The organism is Halobaculum sp. CBA1158 (assembly GCF_021431925.1).
In the GTDB taxonomy this organism is placed as follows: Archaea; Halobacteriota; Halobacteria; order Halobacteriales; family Haloferacaceae; genus Halobaculum.
Genome location: NZ_CP090371.1, coordinates 293,026 through 317,337, shown reverse-complemented (window position 1 = coordinate 317,337; position 24,312 = coordinate 293,026). Strand labels below are relative to the sequence as shown.

Below are 24,312 nucleotides of genomic sequence, written 5' to 3'. Positions count from 1 at the left end.
CTCCGAGGATCCGATCGTGAGGTGATCGGTCCGCAGTCGGATCACGTAGTGCGGATCGAGTCCAAACGGAACCGAAACAGAGATCGAAGTACTCCGTCGGGAATCGGAGGTTATTCGACGTATCCCAGATCGCGCAGTCGTTCGGTCGCCTCTTCGTCCATCTCCTCGAGCGAGTCGTCGGTCACCTCGGCGTCGTCGGCGTCCGTCCAGGCCCCGCCGGCGGCCGCCTCGAAGTCGGCGAGGCGCGACTCGGCCTCGGCGATCCGGTCGTCGCGGTCGGCGTCCCCGGGGGCACCGACCGCGTCGGCGACGTCGTGCTCCTCCGCGGGGTCCTCGTCGAGCCGGAACGCCTCGTCGGGGACCCGGTCGATCCGGACGTACTTGGCGTCCGTGCTACGGGCCGCGCGCATCCGGGAGTAGAACCGGGAGTCCTCGGGCAGGTCGATGCCCGCGCTCGAGGCCTTCTCCTCCAGTTGTTTCAGTTCGACCACGGGGCGGGAGTACTCGACGAAGCCGAACTCGCCGTCGGGCGACGCGCGCTGGCCCGGGTCGCGGTCGGCGTCGCCGACGCCGCCGAACTCGCGGTACTCCTCCGACAGCAGCGAGCGCGTGCGGTCGAGCGCGACGGCCTCCTCGCCGTCGGCGGCCGGGTCGCCGCCCTCGACGCCGAGCGCGTCGAGCACCGTGTGGTAGCCGTCGAGCAGTTCGACCGTGTCGTCGCGGCGGTCGGCCTCGAGGTCGGAGTGCTTGACCAGCAGCGGAACGTTGACCAGCTGGTCGTACAGGCAGAACTCGTGGCCGTAGAGGTCGTGCTCGCCGTGGAGCTCACCGTGGTCGGCACAGACGACGACCGCGGTGTCGTCCCACCGACCCGTCTCCTTCAGCCAGTCGAACAGCCGGGCGAGCTGGTCGTCGATGTGTGCGATCTCGGCGTCGTACAGTCCCCGGATCGCCTCCCACTCCTCGTCCCCGATGTCGCGCGCGCCGGAGTTGTATTCCTTGGAGTTCTGGCACACCGCCGTCGAATCGACGCCGGGAGCGAACTCGTCGACGTACTCCTCCGGCGGGTGGTACGGTAGGTGCGCGTCCATGAGGTTGATGAACGCGAACCAGTCGTCGCCGTCGGCCTCGCTGTCGTCGATGAACGACTTCGTGCGGTCGATCACCGCCGGCGTCTTCGAGTCGGCCCCCTCGCCGCCGGCGAGGTACTCGTGGGCGACGTTGCCCAGCGAGACGAGCTTGTCCGCGACCGCCCGGAGGGCGTCGTTGTCGTTCATCGCCTTCCAGGCCCTCGCGAGCGGCCCCGAAAGCAGGTCGCCCGGCATCACCTCGAAGAAGTTGTCCTGGTCGTCGAACCCGTCGGTGAGGTGGGTGTACGGCGTGATCCACGCGTTCGAGGAGTAGCAGGCCGTCCGATAGCCGGCCGCCGAGAGCGTCTCCGCCAGCGTCGTCGCCCCTTCGAGGTAGGGGTTCTCCTGGTCGGCCCCGTGGCGATGGGGGTACATGCCGGTGAACAGCGACGCGTGGACCGGAAGCGTCCACGGGGCGGGGGCGACCGCGTTCTCGAACACCGTCGCCTCCTCGGAGAACGCGTCCAGCCCAGGCGTCGTCCCCCCGTCGTAGCCGTACGGCCCGAGGCGGTCTTTTCGGACCGTGTCGAGCACGACGAACAGCACGTTCTCGGGCGTGTCGTCGCTCATATCTCCCGAGTCCCGCTCGCCGGTAATCCCTCTTCTGGTCTCTCCGAGCGAGCCGAGTCCAGGAACGGATCACAGATTCGATATCGCGTTCAGTAGTTTATCGAGTCGGTCGCCGGGGATCGCAACGAGTCCGGATTTCCCGTCGAGAACGCTTGTTCGGCTAATATACGGGCATTCAGTCGGTTACGGACCGCGGGACCGCGTGCGCGACCGCTCGGCAGGTGATGCGAAAAGCGAGAGACGAGAACGAGACCGTCGACGCGTCAGAACGGGGCCTGCGGCCCCTCGTCGTCCTCCGCGTCGTCGGAGGAGTCGCCGGGGAACGAGGGGGACATGCCGCCGTCGGAGTGCCCCATGCCGCCGAGGTCGCCGTCCGCGCCCGCATCCATACCGGTGTCGGCGACGACCTCGTTGATCTCGGCGATCTCCTTGGTCATCCGCGACTTGATCGCCTGGATCGTCATCGGGGAGATGCCACAGCCGGAGCAGGCACCGCCCAGCGAGATGTGCACCTCGCCCGTCTCGCGGTCGAGGTGCTGGATCGCCGCGCTGCCGCCGTGCATCTGGATCTGCGGGAAGTTGCGCCGAAGGAAGTTCGTGACGCGGTCGCGAAGCTCGTCCTCGCCGCCGTCGTCGGCTGAGTCTGCGCTCATTAGCGTACGCTTGGCGGCACGAGGGTTTCAAGCTTGTGCTCGGGGGAATCGCCCGAACGCGTTCGGGAACTCACTCCTCGCCCGGCGGCTCGAGGTCGAACACGCGATACAGCTGTGATTCGATCTCCGCGACGTAGCGCTCGAGCGTCTCGGTCAGCTTCTCGTCGTCGACCACGATGGCCGTCAGGCGTTCGGTGGGGTTGGGCGGAAGCTCGACGCTGAACGCCCCCGTCTCCTCGTCGTAGAACGGCTCCGACTCGTTGAGGATCTGCTGGTCGATCGCGTGGATCAGCTCGGAGTCGTACCGCTCGTTCATGGTCTCGAAGGCGTTCTTGTACGCGCGCTGGAGCTCCGTGAAGTAGTTCGCGTACTTGTCCTCGAAGCGCTCGGCGTCGAACTCGGCCATTGTGGAGGGATCCGCGGCCGGAGGGTAAAACGCGACGGTCGACTTCGTAAATCGAATGCCGCGATATCGAATGGCGGTCGCGACGGCGATGCCGCGAGAGACGACTCATCGGTCGGACGCCGACGATGGAAGCGATCCGTAGCCGGCGCGGCGACAGTGACGACGGCGACGGCGACGGTGACGATGGCGGCGGTGACGACGGCGACGACGTCCGCGACGCTCCGGGGGTCGCGAGTGTGCCGCGTCCGAGGGCACGGCCGTCGATCGGTGCCGGAATGAGTGAGAACGCGTGCCGGCCGGGACTCAGAACGTCGTCCAGGCGGTGCTCGCCTGCTGGCGCTCGCGGACGCGAAGCTCGCGTGCGCCGTCCTGCTCGCGGGTGTTGATCACAGTGTCGAACGGCTCGTACATCGTGTGGAGCGTCTGCTCGTCGTGCATCGTCGAACCGATGACTGCGACGGTGGTCCACCCCTCGCTTTGGACCTGTCGCGTGAGCACCCGGACGAACTGGTAGACGTCCTGCGGGTCGAGGTACATCAGCAGTTCCGACAGCGAGTGGATCCCGACGCCGACCGGCACGTCGAAGTCGCGGAACACCTCATAGAGGTCGGTGAACTTCATGCCGATGTCGGTGACGTTCTTCGGCGAGGAGGCGTACCTAACGAGGTCGTCCTCGAGGAGGTCGCCGCCGCGCTGTTTCGAGACGCAGTCAACGATGCCGACAGACTCGGGGTCGACGCCCGCCACGTCGGCGTAGTCGCTGCGGACCCGCTCTGCGGGATCGCCGGTGGTGATGAGGACGCCACGCTCTCCGGCGTCCGCCAGCAGGCGGAGCATGAGATCGTACTTGCCGGTCATCGGGGGACCGGCGATGAGGAGGCTCTTGCCTCCTCCGCCGTCATCGAGGGACAGCGGGGCGTCCTCCAGCATACCAGTCAGGATGCGACGGACTGCTAAAACCTTTGTCCAAACCGACGGGAGGGGCCGACCCAACGGGGACACGGTCACGCCCCCGCGTCGTCGTCGCGACCCGGTCGCGTGCCGAGCAGGTCGGGGAACCCGAGCGCGTCCAGGTTCTCGCCCCCGTCGAGCAGGCCGGCTCGTTCGAGCGCCGTCGGGAACGCCGTAGCGCCGATCGGTCGGTCGACCGGGGAGTTCGCGTCCTCCTCGAGCTCGCGGCGGTCGGCCGGACCGGGGACGCCCTCGACGAGCTGTTCCCACACCGCCTCCGCGGAGTCGGCCTCGCTGTCCGCGCGGACGACTCCGGCCTCCTGTTTCCCCTCTTGATAGGCGAGATCGATGATGCTGCGGTCGTAGGAGGTGTCGAGCGCGTCCCGAAGCCTGTCGATCTCCTCGGAGTCCCCTTCGCCGAACGTCGCCGCGACCCCGAGGGCGTACGCCCGCCGGATCGCCTCCTCCTCGGAGATGTCGTCCCAGTCGGTCCCCAGCGTGTCCTCGTACATCACTGGGTGACCGGCTTGCCGTCGCCGACGACGAGTCCGGCGTCGGTGAACTCGACGTCCTGGATGTCCGTGTCGGCGTCGACGCCGCGCATCTTCACGACCTGAACCCCGCGGCGCATCCCGTCGTCTTCCATGTAGTTGTGGAAGAACACGACCCCGTGTGCGAGGAAGTGCTCGTCGGCGTACGCCGAGGGGTCGGTCATCTCGGAGATGAGGAACGTCGTCGCGCTGGTTCGCTTGAGCGCCGAGAGGAACCGCATGATCGTCGCGTCCGAGTCGTCGAGGAGATACCGCATCAGCATCGTCGAGTCGATGACGACGCGGTCGATGTCGCGCGACTCGATGAACGAACTGATCCGGTTGGTGACGCTGTTCACGTCCCGGCGGTCCCCGGGCATGCCGAAGAAGCGCTTGCCCTCCGAGGAGAATGCGTCCAGGAACGTCACCGAACCGGAGTCGAGCGCCTCGCCGAACCCGAACTCGTAGGAGTCCATGTCGGCTCGGAGGTCGTCGCGGCTCTCGTGCATGCTGATGAACAGACACCGATCGCCCGTGGCCGCGCCCTCGGCGACGAACTGCGCCGAGAACGTGGTCTTGCCGCTTCCGGGCGGCCCACAGACGACGTACAGCCGTTCGGCCGGGATCCCCCCGCCGACGACGTCGTCGAATCCCGTCACTCCGGTCGAAACGCGCATACTCGGGGAACGCCCGAGGTGTCGCATAAGGGTTGGCTCCCGAGACTCACGCGTGATAGCGACCCGGCGATACCGCGGGACTGCGCTGACCCGGAAGGACAGCGGTGACCCGCTCCGTTCGAATTCCGATCGACTCCGTGTCCGGTTCGGTCTACTCCGTGCGGGGTTCGACCCAGACGACGAACCGGTCGTCGCCCTTGACGATCCCGCGCACGTCGTCGTCGCCGGCGGTCGTCGTCTCGTCCACCTGGTCGGGGGAGACGTCGCGCACCTGGAACACCTCGTCGACGACCCAGCCGACCGTGCCGCCGTCGTCGGTCTCCTCGGGGTCGAACACGATGATCCGTTCGCGTGCGCCGGTGTCGGCGACGCCCAGCAGCGTCTTGGGGTCGATGATCGTCGTCGTCTTCCCGCGCAGGTCCATCACGCCCTCGACGTGGCGCGGGGAGTTGGGGATCGCCGTGAGATCGCCCGCGTCGACGATCTCGTCGATGTACGCGATGTCGAGGCAGTACGTCTCCTCGCCCAGTCCGAACTCGAGCACCTGCGTCGGCTCGTCGCCGCCGGCGTCGGCGTCGGTCGCGCGCTGGCTGCTTGCCATATCACCACTCCCTCGAGGGCTCCGCTTAACGGTAGCGCACGAGGTATCACGCCTGAAATTCGGGACGGAGCCTTCAATAACCGCGTATCGGTACGCCGGAACATGACTCGAGACGCCGACCGGACGGCTGGGGGTGCGCCGTGAGCGCTCGCGCGCCGCGGACGGTCGTGGTGGACGACTCGCGGTTCATGCGGGGGCTCATCACGGACATCCTGGAGTCCGGGGGAGTGGAGGTCGTCGGCCAGGCGAGCGACGGGCGGGAGGCGCTGTCGGTCGTCGCCGACCGCGACCCGGACGTGGTCACGATGGACGTGGAGATGCCCGGGATGGACGGCATCGAAGCCGTCGAGCGGCTGATGGCGGACACACCGACGCCGACGCTGATGCTGTCGGCGTACACCGCCGAGGGGGCCGAGGAGACGTTCGAGGCGCTGGACGCCGGCGCGGTCGACTTCTTCGCCAAGCCCGGCGGCGAGGTGTCGATGGGCGTCTCCCGGATGGAGGAACAGCTCGTCGAGACGGTTCGCTCGGTCGCGAAGGCGGACCTCTCGACGGCGGGCTCGGAACGCCGCGAGGCGCGAGCGACCGCCGCCGCCGGCAGCGCCGGAGCGGCCGAAGCGACCGAGAGCGAGCCGACGGCGACGGCGATCGAACCCAACACGACGCTGGTCATCGGCTCGTCGACCGGCGGTCCCGACGCCGTCGAGCGCGTTCTCTCGGCGCTGCCGGGCGGCGCGGACCTGCGCGGGATCGTCGTCCAACACATGCCGGAGGCGTTCACCGGTCGGTTCGCCGACCGACTCGACGCCGCCTGCGAGCTGTCGGTCCGAGAGGCAGAGGACGGCATGCGCATCGGGCGCGGCGAACTCGCGGTCGCCCGCGGCGGGCACCACCTGGAGGTAGCGAACGCACGCGACGGTCGTCTGCGCCTGAGCGTGATCGACGAGGACCGCGGACAGGGCGTGCGCCCCTCGGCGAACGTGACGATGGAGTCCGTCGCCGAGGTGGTCGACGACCCGGTCGTCGGCGTCGTCCTCACCGGCATGGGGTCGGACGGCACCGACGGGGTGCGGGCGCTCTCGCGTGCCGGCGCTCGCGTGCTCGCACAGGACGAGGACTCCTGCGTCGTGTACGGGATGCCCAAGCGGGCCGCCGAGACCGGCTGCGTCGACACCGTCGCGCCGCTCGAGGACATCGCCGCGGGAATCACGGGTGAGCACGCGTGATCCGCGGCGAGTCGCGTCGGGCGACCGCGTTCCGCCGGAGGTGGTCCGCGTGAGCGACGCCCACATCCGCGCGTTCGTCCGCGAGTCCGAGGAGGGGATCACGGAGCTGAACAACTCGCTGCTCGCGCTGGAGTCGGACCCGGACGACCCGGAGGCGATGGACGCCATCTTCCGGACCGCCCACACGCTGAAGGGGAACGCCGCGGCGATGGGCTTCGGCGACTTCTCCGGGCTCGCGCACGCGATGGAGGACCTGCTCGACGAGGTCCGCGGCGGCGACATGACGGTGTCGGGCGACCTGATGGACCGGCTGTTCGAGGCGGTCGACCTGCTCGACGCGATGCTCGGCGAGATCGACGAGACGGGCGGGACCGACATCGATCCGACCGGCGTCGAGGACGACCTCCGGACGATGGCCGAGGAAGGGGTGGACGGGCTGAGCGAGTCCTCGGGTCGAACGGGGAGCGAAGCGGCCCGTGAGGACGGGGCGGACGCGCTCGACGGCGACGCGAGCGCGGACGCCGCCGGCGACGACGCCACCGACGACGACGGCGAGCACGGTCCCGACGCCGCGGACGGTGCGGGCGGCGGCACCGACGGGGACGGGGAAGCCGCCGACTCCGACCCGATCGACCCGGACTTCGACCACGGGCTCGACCCGGCCGACGACGAGGGCGTCTACCGCGCGACGGTGGACCTCGGCGACGCCGACATGCCCGGCATCGACGCGATGTTCGTGCTGGAGGCCGCCGAGGACGGCTTCGGCGGCCTGTCGTGCGACCCCGACCGCGAGTCGATCGAGGAGGGCGAGTTCGAGGGGACGTTCGACCTGTACGTGTCCGCGGCGGCGGCGGCGACCGTCGAGGCCGGCGTCGACGCCGTGAGCCAGGTCGACGCCGTCGCAGTCGACGCCGTCGAGCCCGCCCCCGGTGACGAGGGGGCCGCGGGCGAGGCGGACGCCGCCGGCGACGATGGCGGGGCCGCGGACGGCGAGGACTCCGGCGACGCCTCGGGAGCCGGCGACGCGACCGGAGCTGCCGACGACGCGATCGGGGTCGCCGGCGACGCCGGCGTGAACGACGAGGACGGCGACGGAAACGACGACGGCTCCGCCGGCGACGCCGACGGCGACAGCGAGGGCGGCGGTACGGGCGGCGACTCGACGGGGTCGTCGTCGACCTCCGACAGCATCTCGTCGGTCCGGGTCGACGTGGAGCAGTTGGACGACCTGTACGGCCTGGTCGAGCAACTGGTGACCAGCCGGATCAAGCTCCGGCGGGAGATGGAGGAGTCGGGGATCGACTCCGACAACCTCGACGAACTGGACAAGATCTCCTCGAGCCTCCAGGACACGGTGATGGACATGCGGCTCATCCCGCTGTCCGCGGTCGTCGACACGTTCCCGCGGCTCGTTCGCGACCTGGCTCGCGACCAGTCGAAGGAGGTCGACTTCGAGATCGACGGTCGCGACATCGAGTTGGACCGCACTATCCTCACCGAGATCCGCGACCCGCTGGTCCACATCCTCCGCAACGCCGTCGACCACGGCATCGAACCCCCGGAGGAGCGCGAGGCCGCGGGCAAGGACCCGACGGGCACGATCGAACTGACGGCGAGTCGCGAGCGCGACCACGTCACCATCGTCGTCGAGGACGACGGCGGCGGCATCGAGGCGGACGCGCTGCGCGAGAAGGCCGTCGAGGAGGGCGTCAAGACCGAGGCCGAGGTCGAGGCGATGTCCGACGCGGAGGCCCGGGAGCTCGTGTTCCACCCCGGCTTCTCCACGAACGAGGAGGTGACGGACGTGTCCGGCCGCGGCGTCGGGATGGACGTGGTTCGGACGACCGTGAAGGACCTCGACGGGAGCGTCACGCTCGACTCGACGCCCGGCGAGGGGACGCGCTTCGAGATCAAGCTGCCCGTCACGGTCGCCATCGTCCGCGTGATGTTCGTCGAGGTCGACGGCGTCGAGTACGGCGTCCCGATCAAGAACATCGCGGAGGTGAGCCGCGCGTCCGGCGTCGACGTGGCCAACGGCGAGGAGGTAGTTCGCCACGACGGCGACATCTACCCGGTCCTCAGGCTGAGCGAGGTGCTCGGCACCGCCGGCGCGGCGGGCGCTGCCGGCGGGTCGGGCGGCGCGCTCGCGGACGGGGGACGCGAGGACGAGGCGGGCGGGGACGCCGGACGCGCCGACCGTGACGGCGTCGACGCGCTCGGCGACGACGCCCCCGACGACGCGGGCGACGGCATGCTCCTGCGGATCCGCGAGGAGAAGCGCCCGATCGCGCTCCACTGCGACGACGTGCTCCACCAGGAGGAGGTCGTCGTGAAACCGCTGGAGGGCATCCTCTCGGGGATTCCCGGCCTCTCGGGAACGGCGGTTCTCGGCGACGGCGACGTGGTGAGCATCCTCGACGTGGAGACGCTCGGGGGGCGCAGATGAGCCGCGCTCGGGGCGACGACGGCGACGGGGACGACCTCCAGGGGGTCATCGACTTCGTGGAGGACTCCGTCCCGTTCGAGCCGGGGTACTACAACGAGGCGTACCTCGGTCGGCGGATCGCCGCGCGGATGCAGCGCCGGAGCGCCGACGACCACGCCGAGTACCGCGCCATCCTGGAGGACGACGACGAGGAGCGCGAGGCGCTGCTGGACGCCCTGACGATCAACGTGACGGGGTTCTTCCGCGACCCCGACATGTGGGCGGACCTCCGGCCGGTGTTGCGGGACCTCTCGGCGGAGAACGGGCGCGCCGGCGTCGACGTGTGGAGCGCCCCCTGTGCCGACGGCCGCGAGCCGTACTCGCTGTCGATGCTGGCGGCCGACGACGACGAGGTCGACGAACGCCGGGTCCGGATCACCGCCGTCGACATCAGCGAGGAGGCGCTCGCGGCCGCCCGCGCCGGCGTGTACGAGACGACGCGAACGACCGACATCGGCGAGGAGTTGGCCCCGCTGTCGGACCCGGGCGCGTACGTCGAGCGCGAGGACGACGTGTTTCGGGTTCGGGAGTCGGTGAAGTCCCGGGTGACGTTCGAGCCGTACGATCTCATCCGCGACGGGCCGGCCCCGGGCAAGGACCTCGTGTTCTGTCGCAACCTCCTGATCTACATCGACTCGGCGTTCAAGGGTCAGCTGTTCGAGACGCTCAGCGAGTCGCTCCGGGACGGCGGCTACCTCGTGCTCGGGAAGACCGAGACGGTTCCCCCGGACGTTCGCGAGTCGTTCGAGCCGGTTGCGAAACGAAGTCGGATCTACCGGTACACGGGATAATGTCGCTGTACACGCTCGCCCGCGACGGGGACATGGAACAGCTCACCGACACCGCCAAGAACAGCGACAGCGCGGCCGTGCGCCGGCGGGCGGCGGAGATGCTCGGCGACGTGGGCGACCCCGAGGACGACCGGACCGTCGACGTGCTCATCCACCTCGCGCGCGAGGACGACGACGACGGGGTGCGCGCGGCCGCGGTCGACGGCCTCGACGAGCTCGGCGGCGGGGGGCTCGAACGGCTCATCGCCAAGGAGACGGGCGTCGATCCGAACGCGGCCGACTGGGCGGCCGTCCGGGCGTTCGCGAAGGTCCTCGGTGGCGCGAGCATCCCGGAGTACCGCATGGCCGCCGCGAACGCGCTCGGTCGGATGGGCGACGAGGACGCCGTCGGGCCGCTCGCCAAGCGGCTCGACGACCCCGACCCGCGGGTCCGCGAGCGCGCCTGTCTCGCCCTGGGCCGGATCGGCGACGACCGACCGGTCGGGCGTCTGCGGCGGAAGCTCGACGACGACCACCCGGCGGTGAAGGCGGCCGCCGCCGACGCGCTCGGCACCATCGCCTCCGGCGAGGCGCTGTCGGCGCTGGTCGACCTGCTGGAGGACGACAACGCCAGCCTCCGGCGGCTGGCGGCGTCGGCGCTGGGCAACGCCAGTTCCGCCCAACCGGTGCCGAAGCTGGCGGCGGCGCTGGGCGACGAGCACGACACCGTCCGGCGCTCGGCGGTGTTCTCGATCATCGAACTGCTGTCGAACGCGCCGACGAAACAGAGCCACGCCGTCCGCGACGCCGTCGTCTCGGAGCTCAAAGACGCCGACGACGAAACGGTGCTCGGCCCACTGGTCGAGATCCTCGACGAGGCGACGCAGGCGCGCCAGCGCCGCAACGCCGTGTGGTTCCTCGGTCGGGTGACGAGTTCGGAGCCGCCCGATCACGTGCTCGACGCGCTCGTGGGCGCGCTCGACGACGACGACAAGATGACCGCCCAGTTCGCGGCGACGAGCATCACCAACCTGGAGGGCCACCGCGTGGAGTCGACGCTCATCGAGGTGGTGAAAGACGACGACGCGACGGTCGACGCGCGGGCGAAGGCCGCCTACGCCCTCGGCGACGTCGGCGGCGACCGCGCGCGGGAGGTGTTGGACGCGATCACCGACGGCGACGTGGACAAGCAGATCCGCAAGCGCGCGTTCGCGTCGCTGTCGAAGCTCGGAGGTGTTAGACAATGAGCAACGGATCACAGCGGAACGAAGCCCCCGCCGGAGGGCGAGGAGACGGCGAGGAGGAGTACAAGGTCGCCGACACGCGCGGCAAGTTCGCGCAGGCGATGAAGGCCGGGCGCAAGCTCAACGACGTCGGGTGGACGAACGGCCGGATCGTCCTCTCGAACAAGCGGGTCGTCCTCGTCGGCAACGGCGGAAAGCGCACGATCGCGTTGTCCTCGGTCGACGGCATCGGCGGGCGCTACGACGCGAACCAGGAGATTCAGCGCGTCTCCAACTACGTCAGCCTCCGGATCGACGAGGACGTGTTCCTCATCGCCGCCGAGGAACACGAGGAGTTCCGGACGGACCTGTACCGTGCGTTCCTCGACCGCACGGTGATCAAGGCGCGCCACCCCGCGATCAAAGGCGGCGTCGTCCAGGACACCGAGTGGGAGCAGGCGCGCCTGAAGGTCGAGGCGGACGGGATCTCCGTCGCCCAGCAAAGCGGCGCGTTCGTCCGGCTCGAACTCGACGACATCGGCACCCTCGAGGAGACCGAACGGACCGTGATGGACGAGAAGGCGGCGGTCATCGAGGCGGAACACACCGACGACGAGGGGACGAGCGTCCAGACGTACCTCTCGGGCGAGCCGTGGACGGTCGCGGTGATCAAGTCGTACCTCGGGCAGGGGCGCGACCGGAACCGCGGCGCGGTCGAGCTCTCCGAGTCCGAGCGAGAGGTGCTGATGGCGCTGTACTCGGGCGTCTCGTCGTTCGAGGTGCCGAACTTCCTCGGGATGGACGTCGACCGCGTCGAGGAGATCTTCGACCACCTCATCGAGGCGGAGGTGCTGGAGGAGGTGCGCACCCGTCGGGAGGTCGCGCTGGAGCCCCGCGGCCGCAACATCGCCAGCGAGGCGATGAACGAGCAGTAACGTCGCGGTCGACGGACCCGTGCGTCGCGAGCGGCGGACCCGAACGCCGCGAGCGACAGAACCGAACGCTCCGAGGTGCGGGACCTCGTCGGGGTCAGGTGTTGACCGACTCGATCCGCTGGTCGACGATCACGCGGCCCTTGGCCGTGAGTTGCGTCCCCTCGTCGGTGTCGACGAGCAGGCCCTCGTCGATGAGGCCGTTGAGCAGCATCGTGAGCCGCTGGGGGTCGATGTCGACCACCTTCGCCAGCGAGACCCCCGGTCCCGCCGAGTAAGCCGCCACGAGCACCTCCGTCTCCTCCTCGCCGAGGTCGACGTCCTCCAGTTCCTCGCGCACGTCGGCGTACCGCAGGCGGACGTACCGGCCGAGGATGTTCGTCAGCCGATTCGAGGTCATCCCGACCTGGGTCGTGACGGCGGTGCCGTCCTCGACGTGTCGAAACGAGATGACGGGGTGGCTGCCGTTGCCCAGGTCGCGGTCGGCGCGCTCGACGGAGACGACCCTCGTCAACTCGACCGAGAACGGATCGGGGCGGTCGTCGAACGCGAGCGACCCCCGTGTCACGTCCAGGCGAGCCGTGTGCGTCTCGCTGTCGACGACGCGCCCACCGACCTTCGCGGGGTGGCGCGTGAGCGCCTTCGTGCCGTTGAGCAACACCTTGAACAGCACCGTCGCGAAGCGGTCGATGTTCGTGTCCTTCCCTTCGATGGCGGCGACGGCGCGACCGTCGTCGCGGCGGTAGGCGACGGTGACGGTGTCGTTGAAGTATCCCTCCATCTCCGGGGGGACCTGTCCGACCTTCACGTCGAACACCGCCGACAGCGGGATCGTCTCCTTGTAGTCGTCGCCCGCCAGCACGAGGCGTCGCCGGCTCAGGAGGACGCGGCCGGTCGGGGGCTCCCCGGCGATTCCGGGGGCGAAGAAGCGGCCGATGAAGTCGGCGACGACCGTCTCGCTCATTACCAGTCGACAGAGAGGCGGTCGACTTGACCGTTTCGCACCCGCATTCAACGCTGAAAACTGGGGGCGATCAGCCGTCCGCGATCCCCACGAGGCGTTCGATCCGGGCCGACTCGCTCATCGCGAGCGTGCCGGCGAGCGACATCACGAGCACGTAGCCGACGGCGAACGCCGGGATCACGCGGGCGATCGTCGGGTCCGGCGAGGACGCCGCCAGGGCGGCGATGATGAGCGAGAACTCCCCGCGGGGGACGAGCGCGAGCCCCGTTCGCAGCGACCGGCGCGGCGAGAGTCCGTAGATCCGGCCGCTAATCCCCCCGCTGATCACCTTCGCCGGCCCCGACAGCACCGCCGCCACGGCGACCGGGACGGCGACGCCCGCGACGGCCACGGGGTCGGTGTTGAGCCCGATCCACGCGAAGAACACGACCGCGAACGCGTCTCGAAGCGGGGCGATCCGGTCGGCGACGCGGTCGTGCAGCGGGGTCGCGCCGATACCCACGCCGACGAAGAAGCCCGCCACCGCCTCGCTCGCGCCGACCGCCAGCGCCAGCCCCGAGACGACGAGCGCGACCGCCAGCGTCCGGACGACGAGGTCCTCGTCGGTGGTGCCGAGATACGGCGCGAGTCGCGGCGCGAGTAGCTGTGCGGCCGCCGCGACCGCGAACAGGAACCCCAGCGCGATCCCGATCCGGGGGAGCGCGTCGACGGGCGAACCGCCGGCGACGAGCGCGACCGCCAGCGCGAGGTAAACGGCGATGACGAGGTCCTCGGCGACGAGCGTCCCCAGCACCGGTTCGGCCTCGGGGTCGGCGATCCAGCCGAGGTCGACCAGCGACTTGGTGATCACCGCCGACGAGGAGATGTAGACGATGCCGCCGAGGAGAAACGCCCCGATCGGGCCGAGGCCGAACGCGAACCCGACGACGACGCCGACGGGGAAGTTCACGAACAGGTCGACGGCGGCGGCCAGCGAGAGCCGTTTGCGGGCGGCGATCAGCCGGTCGATGCTGAACTCCAGTCCGAGGAAGAACAGCAGGAGGACGACGCCGACCTCGGCGAGCGTCGCCACTTCGGCCGGCGCGATCGACGGGAGCCCGACCGCGCCGGCGACGTGCGGGCCGACGAGGACGCCCCCGAGCACGTACAGCGGCACCGAGGGAATCCCGACGCGCCGGCCCGCCGCCGCGACGGCAGCCGCGACGGCCAGCACGACCCCGAGCGCGAGGAGGCCGTGGAGGTCACCGCCCGCGGCCGATCCGGCCGCCATCAGTCGCCGCCGTCGGCGTCGGCGTCGGTGTCGTCAGCTCCCGTGGTCGTCCCGGCGTCGGCGTCGGTGTCGATGAAGGTCGCGTGGAAGTCGTCGACCTCGGCGCGCGAGCCGATGACGACGACGGTGTCGCCGGCGCGGACGCCGGCCCCGGGGTCGGGGTTGGGCGTCACCTCGTCGCCGTGTTCGACGGCGATGATCGACGCGCCGGTGCGCTGGCGCACGTCGGCCGCCTCGATCGTCCCGCCGGCCAGTTCGGAGCCCTCGGGCACGTCGTACCACTCGATGAGCGCGTCGCCGCCGAGGACGGTGTCGATGTTCTCCGTGGCGACCGGCTGGAAGTACGCCCCCTCGAGGATCGTGCCGACGGTGCGCGCGAGGCCGTCCGACAGCTCGAGCAGCCGCTCGGCGTCGCTGTCGGCGTCAGCCCGTCGGAACACCTCCCGCTTGCCGGTGTTGTGCGTGACGATGACGAGGCGCTCGTCGCCGTCGAGTTCGATCTCGTGTTTCTTGCCCACCCCGGGCAGGTCGGACTCGTAGACGGTCATACGTTGACAAGCGGTGCGGTCGGTCGCGGCTTAAACACGACGACGAGCGCCTGACGGCTGCCGGCGTCGGCGAGCGTCGGTGAACGTCGACGAGTGTCGGCGAGAGAGTGACGGGAACCGACCACTTACCCGCCGGCCCGTCCCACCGACTCACATGAGCCATTTCCCGGAGTTCGAGGTGATCCCCGCGGTCGACATGCAGGACGGCGAGGTCGTCCAGCTCGTGCAGGGCGAGCGCGGCACGGCGACGCGCTACGGCGATCCGGTCGAGGCGGCCCGCCGGTGGGTCGACGAGGGGGCCGAGACGCTCCACCTCGTCGACCTCGACGGTGCCTTCGAGGGCGAGCGCGCCAACGCCGCCGCCGTCGACGCCGTCCTCGACGCGGTCGACGTGCCGGTCCAGCTCGGCGGGGGGATCCGCACCGCGGCGGACGCGATCGATCTCCTGGATCGGGGCGTCGACCGCGTCATCCTCGGCACCGCCGCCGTCGAAAACCCCGATATCGTTGCCGACATCTCCGCCGAACATCCCGGAAGCGTGATGGTCAGCCTCGACGCGAAAGCGGGCGAGGTCGTCGTCTCCGGGTGGACGGAGGGGACCGGGCTCGACCCCGCCGAGGCCGCCGAACGCTACGAGGAACTGGGCGCGGGCGCGATCCTGTTCACCGACGTCGACGTGGAGGGCCAACTGGAGGGCGTCAATCGGGCGATCGTCGAGCGCGTCGTCGACGCCGTCGAGGTTCCGGTCGTCGCCTCCGGCGGCGTCGCCACGCTGTCCGACGTCGAGGAACTGCGCGACGCCGGCGCGGCCGCGGTCGTCGTCGGCACCGCGCTGTACGAGGGTCGGTTCACGCTCGAGGAAGCGCAGTCGGCGTGAGTCGCGAGCGCGGGTCAGCGCGTCGACGCGTCGCCGCGGGGACGTGAGACCGGTGCGCGCGGAGAGCCGGAACCGTCTTGCCCGCCGGCCGCGACGCGGCCCACATGAGCGACCGAACGGCGGCCGTCGCGCGCGAGACGGCCGAGACCGACGTCGACCTCACCCTCGCGATCGACGGCGACGGCGACAGCGAGGTCGACACCGGCGTCGGCTTCCTCGATCACATGCTCGCGTCGTTCGCCAAACACGGCCTGTTCGACCTGACGGTCCGGTGCGACGGCGACACGCACGTCGACGACCACCACACCGTCGAGGACGTGGGGATCGCGCTGGGCGAGGCGTTCACGGAGGCCCTGGGCGACAAGCGCGGCATCCGTCGGTACGCGGACCGAAGGGTGCCGCTGGACGAGGCGGTCGCGGGCGTCGTCGTCGACGTGAGCGGCCGGCCGTACTTCGAGTTCGCCGGCGAGTTCTCCCAGGACGAGGTCGGCGACATGACCAGCGACATGGCCCGGCACTTCGCGTACTCGCTGGCGATGAACGCCGGTCTGACGCTGCACGCGGAGGTCGAGCGCGGCGTCAACGCCCACCACGAGGTCGAGGCGCTGTTCAAGGCGCTAGCGCGGGCGATGGACGACGCGACGCGGCTCGACGAACGCCGCAGCGACACGCCGAGCACGAAAGGCGAGCTGTGAGAAACGGAGGCGTCAGGCCTTCCGAAGTCGGTTGCCGTCCTCGGCGAGGATCCCGCGGTCGATCGCGTGCTCGAGTATCTCGTCGACCTCGCGGTCGTCGAGGTCGTATGCACCGGCGGCCAACTCCGTCACGGCCGCGCGCTCGACGGGGAACTCGCGGTTGTTGAGCAGGCGCATCACCTTCCGGAACGCCGGCGGCTCCGCGTCGCCGCCGGCGACATCCGACCCGCTGGCGGCGACGGCCGATACGTCGGCACCCGCGGGGTCGTCCGGGTCGGCGTCGTTCTCGTCGTCGCCGTCGGGTTCGGGATCGCCGTTGAGGTCGGGATCGGCGTCGGGGTTGGGGTCGGGATCAGGGTCGGGATCGGCCGCCGCGAGCGAGCGGCCGGCGGCGTCGGTCGCCGAGTCGACCGGGTCGTGGTCGACGCCGTCGTCCGCCGGCGGCGACGCGTTGGGGCTGGCGTGTCCGGCCGCGTCGTCGTCGATCGCCGGCGGCTCGGACGACTCGGGCGTCGGCGCGTCGGCGTCGAGGCGGTCCAGCAGGGGCGCGAGCACGTCGTCGAGGGTGTCGCGACAGGCGGGACACAGCACGACGCGAACCTGTTCGTCGGGGGCGGGGTCGAGGTCCGCGGGGACGACCTCGTACGCGCCGGCGGCGGTCGCGCCGCAGAAGTCGCAGTCGAGTTCACGCATTGGCGGGTGGTCGGTGGGGGACGACAAGGGCGTTGTGGGTGAGGTGTGCGAGGTGCGAGCGAAGCGAGCACCTCGAGACGCGAACGGCGACCGAAGGGAGCCGTGAGCAGGCTGTCACCGGGCGAAGCGAGCACCTCGAGACGCGAACGGCGACCGAAGGGAGCCGTGAGCAGGCTGTCACCGGGCGAAGCGAGCACCTCGAGACGCGAACGGCGACCGAAGGGAGCCGTGAGCAGGCTGTCACCGGGCGAAGCGAGCACCTCGAGACGCGAACGGCGACCGAAGGGAGCCGTGAGCAGGCTGTCACCGGGCGAAGCGAGCACCTCGGGACGCGAACGGGGAGTGGAACGACCCGTGAGCGGGCGGTCACCGAGCGAAGCGAGCACCCCGCGATCAGCGATCGACTCCGAACAGTTATGCCCGCAGGTGGCCGACGACGGACACGGATGTTCGACGAGATCATGGAGAAGTTCGAGGGCTCTCCCGGGCAGCAGGCGGTCGTACGGCTGTTGCTCGAGCGCGGCTTCTCCGTGAACGAGGAGGGCCGCGTCGTCTCCGGCGGGATCGAGATCCCGGACACGGGCATCGCCCGCGAGGCGGGCGTCGACCGCCGCGTCGTCGACACGACGACGACGGCGATCCGGGCGGACGAGCAGCTCCGCCGGATCTTCGCCAACATCACAGCCGTCGCGAGCCTGATGGACCTCGCGCCGGTGCTGGACCTGACCGTGCTCACCGTGGAGGTGGGCGACCCCGACGCCTCCGGCATCGTCGCCGAGATCACGGGGATGCTCGCCGACGCGGATATCTCGCTACGGCAGGTGCTCTCGGACGACCCGGAGTTCGCGGACGAACCGAAGCTGTACCTCATCACCGACGAGGAACTCCCGGGCGACCTGCTCGTCGCGATCCGGGAGCTCGGGTACGTGCGCAGCGTCGAGTTCTGAGGCGGCGGCCTCGGGGCCGCGAAACCGACGCCGCTTTCACCGCGTGCCACCGATCTTCGGCCGATAATGGACGACCGAACCGCGAGCGTGCTGCGCGTCGTCGGCGTGCAGGGGGCGCTCGTCTCGGCGGCGATCCACCTGATCGAAGGGCTTCCGGACCTGTTCGTGTACCTCCCGCTGCTGTCGGTTCGGGACCCGCGTCCGTACCTGTTCGTCCCCTCCGCGCTGCTGCTCGTCGCGCTCGCGACGGTGATCGTCCGCGGGGCGCGCCACCGCCGCCTGTACTCGCTGAGCGCCGGCGTTCTGCTGGCGTACACCGCCGGCTACGCGTGGTGGCACCTCACCGACCACGGCGGTCTCGTCCCCAGCCACGAGGTCACGAACCCGGTGGCGCAGGTGCTCGAACACCTCGTGACCGACCCGCTCGCGCTGGTCGCGTACGTCGCGCAGGTGGTCGGTGCGGCCGCGTTCCTCGCGCTGTTCGTCGGGGATCCGGCGCTATCCGCGTCCGCCGACGACACCGCGACCGCGACGAGCGACACCGCGACCGCGACGAGAGACACCGATCGCGGCGACACCGACGAGTAATCCTTTCACCGCGGCCGCGAACACACCGACACTCCATGGCGTCGCCTGAGCCGTACCGAACCGTCGCCGAACGCGCGTCCGCCGAGTTCGCGATCCGGGGATCGCGGTTCATCGGTCACGTCGCACCGGCCGACGGCGTCGCCGAGGCGGAGGCGTTCGTCGACGAGGTCGAGACGGGGTACGACGACGCGACGCACAACGTCCCCGCGTACCGCGTCCCCGCCGACGACGGCGCGTCGCGGTCGACCGGGGAGGTCATGCTCAGAGAGTACGCCAGCGACGACGGCGAGCCGACCGGCTCAGCGGGCAAGCCCGCCCTGAACGTCCTCCAACAGCAGGAGATCCGGAACGTCGTCGCCGTCGTCACGCGCTACTACGGCGGGACGAACCTCGGCGTCGGCGGGCTCGCACGGGCCTACTCCCGCGGGGTGAAGGACGGGGTCGACGCCGCAGGGGTCGTCGAGGAGAGGCCACACGAGCACGTCTCGCTCACGGTCGCGTACGACGACTCCGGTACCGTCAGGAGCGTCCTCGAGTCGACCGACGTCGAGTTCGACGCCGACTACGACGCCGAGGTGACGTTCGAAGCGCGCGTTCCCGTCGCCGATGCGCCGGAGCTACGCGATCGCCTGCGCTCGGCGACGAGCGGACGGGTCGACATCGGGTGACCGCGCCGCAGGTCGACGAAGCCGCGTTCCGCCTTCCGAACGTACTTGCCGCGCGACCCCGACGCCGGCGTATGGAGACGATACAGGCGAGCGACGTCCGCGACCTCGCCACGCCGAGCGATCCCCGCGTGTCGCCCGACGGCGAGCGCGTCGCGTTCGTCAGAACCGAACCCGACGGCGACGACAGCTACGAGTCGACGGTGTACCTCGTGCCGACCGACGGGAGCGGGGACGCCCGACGCCTGACGCTGGCGGAGGGTACCGACGCGGAGCCGCGCTTCTCGCCGTCCGGCGACCGCCTGGCGTTCACCTCGACCCGGGGGAAGGACGACGACACCCAACAGCTGTGGCTGCTCCCGTTAGACGGCGTCGGCGGCGAGGCCGAGCGGGTGACCGACGTGGTCGGCGGCGTGAGCGGGATCGAGTGGAGCCCGGACGGGAGCCGGATCGCGTTCCTCCAGTCGGTGACCGACGAGGACCGCGAGGAGGAGCGAGACCTCGACGTCCCCGACGACTACGAGCACGAGGAGCCGGATCCGCGCGTCATCGACCGGACCGTCTACCGGACCGGGACGAACTACTTCGACGGAAAGCGCCCGCAGGTGTACGTCCTCGACGTGGAATCGGGCGACCTCACACGCGTCACCGACGGCGATCACGACCACGGCTCTCCGACGTGGGGCGACGACTCCACGCTGTACTTCACGGCGCAGAAGGCGGGCGAGGACCCCGACGACAGCTACCGGATCGATATCGTCGCCCACGACACGGAGTCGGGCGAGACCGAGGACGTTCACCGGACCACCGGCTGGGGAACGACGCTTTCGGTCGCCGAGGACCACCGGATCGCCTACACCCACACCGAGGCGGAACGGGCGAGCATTCAGCCGACGGACCTCCGCGTGTACGACCGCGGGAGCGGCGAGACACACGACCTCACCGCCGACCTCGACCGGACGCTGGGCTACGAGGCCGCCCCGCAGTGGGGTCCCGACGAGGACCGAGTGTTCTTCACGACGCCCGACGAGGGGGCGACGAGCCTCTGGTCGGCTCCCGCCGACGCACGCGCGCAACCGGAGCGCGAGTACCGCGGCGGCGCGGTCGACGGTGGTCACGTCGCCGACGGCGTCACCGCGGTCACGAAGAGCGAGTGGGACCACCCCGGCGACGTGTTCGCTTTGGACCTGGAAGGCGGGGCGGAGCGCCGACTCACCGAACTGAACGCCGAGTACCTGGACTCCGTCGCGGTTCCCGAGCCGGAGCCGCTCTCCTTCGAGTCCGAGCAGGGTCCCGTCGAGGGGTGGGTGTTGACGTCGCCCGAGTTCGAGGAGGGCGGAACGTACCCCCTCGCCGTCGAGGTCCACGGCGGTCCGCACGCGATGTGGACGACCAGCGGGACGATGTGGCACGAGTTCCAGACGCTCGCGGCCCGCGGCTACGTCGTCTTCTGGTCGAACCCGCGCGGGTCGACGGGGTACGGCGAGGAGTTCATGCAGGCCATCGAGCGGGACTGGGGCGACGTGACGCTCACCGACGTGATGGCCGGCGTCGAGGAGGTCGCCGCCCGCGACTACGTCGACGAGACGAACGTCTTCCTCACGGGCGGCTCCTTCGGCGGCTACATGACCTCGTGGACGGTCGGGCAGACCGATTACTTCCGCGCGGCCGTCTCCCAGCGCGGCGTCTACGACTTCACCGGGTTCTACGGCTCGACCGACGGCGCGTACAAGCTGGTCGAGGGCGATTACGACGCGACGCCGTGGGAGGAGCCGGAGCTCCTCTGGGAGCACTCGCCGGTCGCGCACGCCGACGGGGTGGAGACGCCGACGCTGGTGTTGCACTCCGACGAGGACTTCCGGACGCCGGACAACACGGCGGAGCTGTTCCACCGGATCCTCCGCAAGCACGGCGTCGACACGCGACTCGTCCGCTATCCCCGCGAGGGACACGAGCTGTCGCGATCGGGCGAGCCCGCGCACATGGTCGACCGGATCGAGCGGATCGTCCGCTGGTTCGACGGCTACTCCGAGCATCACGACGCCGAGCGGGCGCTCGACCGGCCGGACGACGACGGATTGAGTGCCGGCGAGGGCGACGACGGGAGTGAGAGCGACGATGGGGGCGACGACGGCGACGAGGAGTGAGCGAGCGATAGATCCGCTCGGAAGGACAGCACGCACGACTGCCGGTCCGTTTTACGTCGAGTCGGCGTAGAGTTGTTCGATGAGCGATGCCATCGACTGCGCGTACTGCGGCTGCGACGTGACCGCACACGACCCGGTGTACGTCCGCGAGGCCGACGAGGGAGTCGAAACGCCCTACTGTAACTACGGCTGTCTGGGTGCTCGCATCAAAGAGGACGGACTCGCGACGGGGACGACCTGTTCGATCGAGATCTGACGCGGCGGTCGAGAGAACCGGACGCGTAGGGGAGATCGATCGGTGTCGGTCAGTCGACGATGATGTCGTTCTCCTCGTCGATCGTCACGTCCGGTTCAGACTGCATGTGATCCCCGTACCGGTCGATCCAGTCGGCGAAACAGCCCGGGCACAGCCGCTGCTCGTCGACGGTCGAGCGATCCACCGACAGCCGAACCGTCCGGGCGAGCGCGTCCTCGGTCGGCGAGCCGCAGGCGTCACAGGAGTCGGCCATACCCACGGCTGGGCGAGCCAGGGGTATAGTCGTTGCCTCGGTTCTCGGCGGTCGCGTCGCTCGCGACGGCGGGTGGGCGAACAGGCGGCACGGGCGAACGGTCCGCTCGGCGGACCGCGTCCGCGACGGGGGTGCCGCACACCCGCGAACCCGCCGCGGCCGGCGTCAGGTCACGCGGAGACTGGGTCCGTCATCCGAGATAAACTCGCGGCTGGGGAGCGACAACGCGACTCCGGGATACGCCGGCGTGCCCGGTACGCGAGCGCACCCGGAGAGATCGATCGCGAGAGAGAATCGACCGCTTACGCGATCTTCCCGTACTGATCGCGGAGTTTCTCGGCGGCTTCGTCCATGAGTTCGGTCTCGTAGTCGTCGAGGTCCCACTCGACGACCTCCTCGACGCCGTCGGACCCCAGTTTCAGGGGGACGCCGAAGGCTGTGTCTTCGTGGCCGAACTCGCCATCAAGGGGGACGGATCCGGGGAGCACCTCGCCGGTGTCGCGGACGACCGCCTCGACCATGTGGGCGACGCCCGTCGCGGGGCCCCACTCGGTCGCGCCCTTGCGGGAGATCACGTCCATCGCCGACTCCTGGAGGTCGCCGAGGATCTCCTCGCGCTCGTCGTCGGTGAACTCGGGATCCGCGCCGTCGACGCGGACCTTCGAGAACACGGGCACCTGCGCGTCGCCGTGCTCGCCGAGGATCGTCGCCTCCACGTTCGTCACGGGGGCGTCGAAGCGCTCGGAGAGGACGTAACGGAAGCGTGCGGAGTCGAGGCGGCCGCCGAAGCCGATCACCTTCTCGCGGGCGCGCTCTCCGCTCTCGTACAGGTGGCGGTTGAGCAGATCGACCGGGTTCGAGGTGGTGATCGAGACGAAGTCGTCGTTGTACTCGCGCAGCGACTCGCCGATGTCCTCCATGATCGGGGCGTTGTCGCCCGCGAGGTCGATCCGAGTCTGGCCCTCCTTGCGCGGGATCCCCGCCGTGATGACGACCACGTCCGAGCCCTCGGTCGCCTCGTAGCCGCCCTGTCGGACCCGCGTGTTGGCGTCGTAAGCGACGCCGTGGTTGGTGTCGGCCGCCTGCCCGACCGTCGTCTCTTCCATGTCGGGGATGTCGACGTACACGAGTTCGTCGACGATGTCCCTGAGCGCAATTGTGTAGCCGGCCGCGGCACCCACCGTCCCCGCCGCGCCGATCACGCTGACTTTCGTCATGTCGCGTGGACGTTCGACGGAATCGCCGGTAAGCGTTTCGAAGGATTCGATCTCGACGGGGGGACGACGAACCTCGGATCGACAGTCGTCGTCATCACGCTACAGGTGGGCACACGGGCGACGGGAGCCAACGGGGTTTATCATCGGCCGCGCGCCATCGTCTGGACAACGATGCCCATCGAGGAACGAGGGGACGCACACCTCATCACGCACGCGCTGGCGAAAGACACGCTCTCGCGACTCCGTGACGTGGAAACCGAACAGGTCGCGTTTCGCAAGGGGCTCGTGAAGCTGGGTCGCATCTGCGGGTACGAGATCATCGACGGCGCGATGGGGACCGAGTTCGTCTCCATCGAGACGCCGCTGGCGGAGACGACCGGCGAACGCGTGAAGGGACTCGACAACGTCGTCATCATCAACGTCCTGCGTGCGGCGACGCCGTTCGTCGAGGGGCTGTTGAAGGCGTTCCCGCGAGCCAAGCAGGGCGTCATCTCCGCCGGTCGCAACGAGGCCGCCGGCATGGACGACGACGGCACGTTCCCGATCGAGATCGACTACACGAAGCTTCCGGACATCACCGACGACGACACGGTCATCGTCGCCGACCCCATGCTCGCCACCGGGTCGACGATGTGCGCGGTGCTCGATCACGTCCTCGCGAACAACCCCGATCCGGAGGACCTGTTCGTCCTCTCGGCGGTCTCCGCGCCCGACGGGCTCACCCGCGTCGGCGATGAGTTCGACGAGGCCGACCTCCTCACCGTCGCCATCGACGAGGAACTCAACGACGAGGGGTTCATCGTCCCGGGCCTCGGCGACGCCGGCGACCGCGCGTTCCGAACACAGTAAGCGCGGACGTACGCCCTCGGAACGCCGGTTCGACGGGCGATGGGTACGAACGTTCTTATTCGAGAGCGCGACCACCCCGTCGCGTGACGTAGCGTTCGGCGTCGGGGAACACGGCGGTTGCGTGACCCACCCCCGGCGTCTCGGGTCGACGACGGGTCGCCTGTTAGCACCGAAAGAACGGACCGAACG

The 24,312-nt window shown here is 69.9% G+C and carries 26 protein-coding genes; 13 read left to right on the top strand and 13 right to left on the bottom strand.

Translation table 11 applies throughout. From position 1 onward, the window contains the following. Window positions 1–110: 110 nt before the first annotated feature. From Hbl1158_RS01570 to Hbl1158_RS01540, 7 genes are all read right to left on the bottom strand, one after another. Window positions 111–1,700, bottom strand: coding sequence for a sulfatase (locus tag Hbl1158_RS01570; RefSeq protein ID WP_234298331.1), 1,590 nt, complete (start codon window positions 1,698–1,700; stop codon window positions 111–113). A gap of 263 nt (window positions 1,701–1,963) precedes the next feature. Beyond that, window positions 1,964–2,353 carry a NifU family protein gene (locus tag Hbl1158_RS01565; RefSeq protein WP_234298330.1) on the bottom strand — a complete coding sequence of 130 codons (390 nt, stop codon included), beginning with the start codon at window positions 2,351–2,353 and terminating at the stop codon, window positions 1,964–1,966. A 70-nt stretch (window positions 2,354–2,423) separates the two neighbouring features. Continuing rightward, window positions 2,424–2,759 carry a DUF5783 family protein gene (locus tag Hbl1158_RS01560; RefSeq protein ID WP_234298329.1) on the bottom strand — a complete coding sequence of 112 codons (336 nt, stop codon included), beginning with the start codon at window positions 2,757–2,759 and terminating at the stop codon, window positions 2,424–2,426. A gap of 303 nt (window positions 2,760–3,062) precedes the next feature. Beyond that, a complete protein-coding gene (locus Hbl1158_RS01555) occupies window positions 3,063–3,689 on the bottom strand; it encodes a hypothetical protein (RefSeq protein ID WP_234298328.1) in 627 nt (208 codons plus the stop codon). 74 nt (window positions 3,690–3,763) lie between these two features. Then, window positions 3,764–4,222: a hypothetical protein gene (locus Hbl1158_RS01550; RefSeq protein WP_234298327.1), complete on the bottom strand. Its 459-nt coding sequence runs from the start codon at window positions 4,220–4,222 to the stop codon at window positions 3,764–3,766. Then, the gene (locus Hbl1158_RS01545) at window positions 4,222–4,917 is read right to left on the bottom strand and encodes an ATPase domain-containing protein (RefSeq protein ID WP_234298326.1); all 696 of its coding nucleotides are present in this window, start codon (window positions 4,915–4,917) and stop codon (window positions 4,222–4,224) included. The genes Hbl1158_RS01550 and Hbl1158_RS01545 overlap by 1 nt, the downstream gene beginning before the upstream one ends. Window positions 4,918–5,068: 151 nt before the next feature. Further along, window positions 5,069–5,518, bottom strand: a complete 450-nt coding sequence (locus Hbl1158_RS01540) for a chemotaxis protein CheW (RefSeq protein ID WP_234298325.1) — start codon at window positions 5,516–5,518, stop codon at window positions 5,069–5,071. Window positions 5,519–5,658: 140 nt separating this feature from the next. Here Hbl1158_RS01540 and cheB point away from each other — a divergent pair, with 140 nt between their 5' ends. From cheB to Hbl1158_RS01515, 5 genes are read left to right on the top strand one after another with little or no spacing between them, the layout of a single operon-like run. Next, on the top strand, window positions 5,659–6,744 hold the full coding sequence (gene cheB / locus Hbl1158_RS01535; RefSeq protein WP_303647429.1) for a chemotaxis-specific protein-glutamate methyltransferase CheB: 1,086 nt from the start codon (window positions 5,659–5,661) through the stop codon (window positions 6,742–6,744). A 49-nt stretch (window positions 6,745–6,793) separates the two neighbouring features. Further along, a complete protein-coding gene (locus Hbl1158_RS01530) occupies window positions 6,794–9,190 on the top strand; it encodes a chemotaxis protein CheA (protein ID WP_234298324.1) in 2,397 nt (798 codons plus the stop codon). After that, entirely contained in the window at window positions 9,187–10,020 is an 834-nt protein-coding gene (locus Hbl1158_RS01525; protein WP_234298323.1) for a protein-glutamate O-methyltransferase CheR, read from the top strand. The genes Hbl1158_RS01530 and Hbl1158_RS01525 overlap by 4 nt, the downstream gene beginning before the upstream one ends. Then, window positions 10,020–11,246, top strand: coding sequence for a HEAT repeat domain-containing protein (locus Hbl1158_RS01520; protein ID WP_234298322.1), 1,227 nt, complete (start codon window positions 10,020–10,022; stop codon window positions 11,244–11,246). The genes Hbl1158_RS01525 and Hbl1158_RS01520 overlap by 1 nt, the downstream gene beginning before the upstream one ends. Further along, entirely contained in the window at window positions 11,243–12,157 is a 915-nt protein-coding gene (locus Hbl1158_RS01515; protein WP_234298321.1) for a CheF family chemotaxis protein, read from the top strand. Before Hbl1158_RS01520 ends, Hbl1158_RS01515 begins: the two co-directional genes overlap by 4 nt. A gap of 94 nt (window positions 12,158–12,251) precedes the next feature. Here the strand turns inward: Hbl1158_RS01515 and Hbl1158_RS01510 are convergent, their stop codons facing one another. The 3 genes from Hbl1158_RS01510 to Hbl1158_RS01500 all read right to left on the bottom strand — a co-directional run bounded on the left by Hbl1158_RS01510 (window position 12,252) and on the right by Hbl1158_RS01500 (window position 14,936). Beyond that, window positions 12,252–13,118 carry a CheF family chemotaxis protein gene (locus tag Hbl1158_RS01510; RefSeq protein ID WP_234298320.1) on the bottom strand — a complete coding sequence of 289 codons (867 nt, stop codon included), beginning with the start codon at window positions 13,116–13,118 and terminating at the stop codon, window positions 12,252–12,254. A gap of 70 nt (window positions 13,119–13,188) precedes the next feature. Continuing rightward, a complete protein-coding gene (locus tag Hbl1158_RS01505; protein WP_234298319.1) occupies window positions 13,189–14,388 on the bottom strand; it encodes a cation:proton antiporter in 1,200 nt (399 codons plus the stop codon). Beyond that, entirely contained in the window at window positions 14,388–14,936 is a 549-nt protein-coding gene (locus Hbl1158_RS01500; RefSeq protein ID WP_234298318.1) for a TrkA C-terminal domain-containing protein, read from the bottom strand. Before Hbl1158_RS01500 ends, Hbl1158_RS01505 begins: the two co-directional genes overlap by 1 nt. Before the next feature lie 154 nt (window positions 14,937–15,090). Here Hbl1158_RS01500 and hisA point away from each other — a divergent pair, with 154 nt between their 5' ends. Together hisA and hisB are read left to right on the top strand one after the other, a co-directional pair. Then, window positions 15,091–15,813 carry a 1-(5-phosphoribosyl)-5-[(5-phosphoribosylamino)methylideneamino]imidazole-4-carboxamide isomerase gene (gene hisA, locus Hbl1158_RS01495; RefSeq protein ID WP_234298317.1) on the top strand — a complete coding sequence of 241 codons (723 nt, stop codon included), beginning with the start codon at window positions 15,091–15,093 and terminating at the stop codon, window positions 15,811–15,813. 104 nt (window positions 15,814–15,917) lie between these two features. Beyond that, window positions 15,918–16,508 (top strand): imidazoleglycerol-phosphate dehydratase HisB, encoded by a 591-nt coding sequence (hisB, locus tag Hbl1158_RS01490; RefSeq protein ID WP_234298316.1) that lies wholly within the window; start codon window positions 15,918–15,920, stop codon window positions 16,506–16,508. 12 nt (window positions 16,509–16,520) lie between these two features. Here hisB and Hbl1158_RS01485 read toward each other — a convergent pair whose 3' ends face one another. Further along, window positions 16,521–17,201, bottom strand: a complete 681-nt coding sequence (locus tag Hbl1158_RS01485; protein WP_234298315.1) for a hypothetical protein — start codon at window positions 17,199–17,201, stop codon at window positions 16,521–16,523. Window positions 17,202–17,647: 446 nt separating this feature from the next. On the opposite strand from Hbl1158_RS01485, the gene Hbl1158_RS01480 reads away from it, so the two are divergent. The 5 genes from Hbl1158_RS01480 (at window position 17,648) to Hbl1158_RS01460 (ending at window position 21,804) form a co-directional block, all read left to right on the top strand. After that, a complete protein-coding gene (locus tag Hbl1158_RS01480) occupies window positions 17,648–18,148 on the top strand; it encodes an amino acid-binding protein (protein WP_234298314.1) in 501 nt (166 codons plus the stop codon). Between the two features lie 66 nt (window positions 18,149–18,214). Next, complete coding sequence (locus tag Hbl1158_RS01475; protein ID WP_234298313.1) at window positions 18,215–18,736, top strand: hypothetical protein; 522 nt, start codon at window positions 18,215–18,217, stop codon at window positions 18,734–18,736. A gap of 35 nt (window positions 18,737–18,771) precedes the next feature. After that, window positions 18,772–19,404, top strand: a complete 633-nt coding sequence (locus Hbl1158_RS01470; RefSeq protein ID WP_234298312.1) for a YigZ family protein — start codon at window positions 18,772–18,774, stop codon at window positions 19,402–19,404. Window positions 19,405–19,475: 71 nt separating this feature from the next. Continuing rightward, window positions 19,476–21,548 carry a S9 family peptidase gene (locus Hbl1158_RS01465; RefSeq protein ID WP_234298311.1) on the top strand — a complete coding sequence of 691 codons (2,073 nt, stop codon included), beginning with the start codon at window positions 19,476–19,478 and terminating at the stop codon, window positions 21,546–21,548. Window positions 21,549–21,627: 79 nt separating this feature from the next. Next, the gene (locus tag Hbl1158_RS01460) at window positions 21,628–21,804 is read left to right on the top strand and encodes a hypothetical protein (protein ID WP_234298310.1); all 177 of its coding nucleotides are present in this window, start codon (window positions 21,628–21,630) and stop codon (window positions 21,802–21,804) included. A 49-nt stretch (window positions 21,805–21,853) separates the two neighbouring features. On the opposite strand, the gene Hbl1158_RS01455 is transcribed toward Hbl1158_RS01460, so the two are convergent. Both Hbl1158_RS01455 and mdh read right to left on the bottom strand, forming a co-directional pair. Beyond that, window positions 21,854–22,057 (bottom strand): hypothetical protein, encoded by a 204-nt coding sequence (locus Hbl1158_RS01455; protein ID WP_234298309.1) that lies wholly within the window; start codon window positions 22,055–22,057, stop codon window positions 21,854–21,856. A 302-nt stretch (window positions 22,058–22,359) separates the two neighbouring features. Further along, window positions 22,360–23,274 (bottom strand): malate dehydrogenase, encoded by a 915-nt coding sequence (gene mdh / locus Hbl1158_RS01450; RefSeq protein WP_234298308.1) that lies wholly within the window; start codon window positions 23,272–23,274, stop codon window positions 22,360–22,362. A gap of 171 nt (window positions 23,275–23,445) precedes the next feature. Between mdh and upp the strand changes: the two genes are divergently transcribed. After that, entirely contained in the window at window positions 23,446–24,123 is a 678-nt protein-coding gene (upp, locus tag Hbl1158_RS01445) for a uracil phosphoribosyltransferase (protein ID WP_234298307.1), read from the top strand. Window positions 24,124–24,312: the final 189 nt, after the last annotated feature.

Excerpts from the sequence above, each read along its gene's own strand:
- Hbl1158_RS01570 (WP_234298331.1), bottom strand. The coding sequence starts at position 1,700 with ATGAGCGACGACACGCCCGAGAACGTGCTGTTCGTCGTGCTCGACACG.
- Hbl1158_RS01565 (WP_234298330.1), bottom strand. The coding sequence starts at position 2,353 with ATGAGCGCAGACTCAGCCGACGACGGCGGCGAGGACGAGCTTCGCGAC.
- Hbl1158_RS01560 (WP_234298329.1), bottom strand. The coding sequence starts at position 2,759 with ATGGCCGAGTTCGACGCCGAGCGCTTCGAGGACAAGTACGCGAACTAC.
- Hbl1158_RS01555 (WP_234298328.1), bottom strand. The coding sequence starts at position 3,689 with ATGCTGGAGGACGCCCCGCTGTCCCTCGATGACGGCGGAGGAGGCAAG.
- Hbl1158_RS01550 (WP_234298327.1), bottom strand. The coding sequence starts at position 4,222 with ATGTACGAGGACACGCTGGGGACCGACTGGGACGACATCTCCGAGGAG.
- Hbl1158_RS01545 (WP_234298326.1), bottom strand. The coding sequence starts at position 4,917 with ATGCGCGTTTCGACCGGAGTGACGGGATTCGACGACGTCGTCGGCGGG.
- Hbl1158_RS01540 (WP_234298325.1), bottom strand. The coding sequence starts at position 5,518 with ATGGCAAGCAGCCAGCGCGCGACCGACGCCGACGCCGGCGGCGACGAG.
- Hbl1158_RS01525 (WP_234298323.1), top strand. The coding sequence starts at position 9,187 with ATGAGCCGCGCTCGGGGCGACGACGGCGACGGGGACGACCTCCAGGGG.
- Hbl1158_RS01520 (WP_234298322.1), top strand. The coding sequence starts at position 10,020 with ATGTCGCTGTACACGCTCGCCCGCGACGGGGACATGGAACAGCTCACC.
- Hbl1158_RS01515 (WP_234298321.1), top strand. The coding sequence starts at position 11,243 with ATGAGCAACGGATCACAGCGGAACGAAGCCCCCGCCGGAGGGCGAGGA.
- Hbl1158_RS01510 (WP_234298320.1), bottom strand. The coding sequence starts at position 13,118 with ATGAGCGAGACGGTCGTCGCCGACTTCATCGGCCGCTTCTTCGCCCCC.
- Hbl1158_RS01505 (WP_234298319.1), bottom strand. The coding sequence starts at position 14,388 with ATGGCGGCCGGATCGGCCGCGGGCGGTGACCTCCACGGCCTCCTCGCG.
- Hbl1158_RS01500 (WP_234298318.1), bottom strand. The coding sequence starts at position 14,936 with ATGACCGTCTACGAGTCCGACCTGCCCGGGGTGGGCAAGAAACACGAG.
- hisA (WP_234298317.1), top strand. The coding sequence starts at position 15,091 with ATGAGCCATTTCCCGGAGTTCGAGGTGATCCCCGCGGTCGACATGCAG.
- hisB (WP_234298316.1), top strand. The coding sequence starts at position 15,918 with ATGAGCGACCGAACGGCGGCCGTCGCGCGCGAGACGGCCGAGACCGAC.
- Hbl1158_RS01485 (WP_234298315.1), bottom strand. The coding sequence starts at position 17,201 with ATGCGTGAACTCGACTGCGACTTCTGCGGCGCGACCGCCGCCGGCGCG.
- Hbl1158_RS01480 (WP_234298314.1), top strand. The coding sequence starts at position 17,648 with ATGTTCGACGAGATCATGGAGAAGTTCGAGGGCTCTCCCGGGCAGCAG.
- Hbl1158_RS01475 (WP_234298313.1), top strand. The coding sequence starts at position 18,215 with ATGGACGACCGAACCGCGAGCGTGCTGCGCGTCGTCGGCGTGCAGGGG.
- Hbl1158_RS01470 (WP_234298312.1), top strand. The coding sequence starts at position 18,772 with ATGGCGTCGCCTGAGCCGTACCGAACCGTCGCCGAACGCGCGTCCGCC.
- Hbl1158_RS01465 (WP_234298311.1), top strand. The coding sequence starts at position 19,476 with ATGGAGACGATACAGGCGAGCGACGTCCGCGACCTCGCCACGCCGAGC.
- Hbl1158_RS01460 (WP_234298310.1), top strand. The coding sequence starts at position 21,628 with ATGAGCGATGCCATCGACTGCGCGTACTGCGGCTGCGACGTGACCGCA.
- Hbl1158_RS01455 (WP_234298309.1), bottom strand. The coding sequence starts at position 22,057 with ATGGCCGACTCCTGTGACGCCTGCGGCTCGCCGACCGAGGACGCGCTC.
- mdh (WP_234298308.1), bottom strand. The coding sequence starts at position 23,274 with ATGACGAAAGTCAGCGTGATCGGCGCGGCGGGGACGGTGGGTGCCGCG.
- upp (WP_234298307.1), top strand. The coding sequence starts at position 23,446 with ATGCCCATCGAGGAACGAGGGGACGCACACCTCATCACGCACGCGCTG.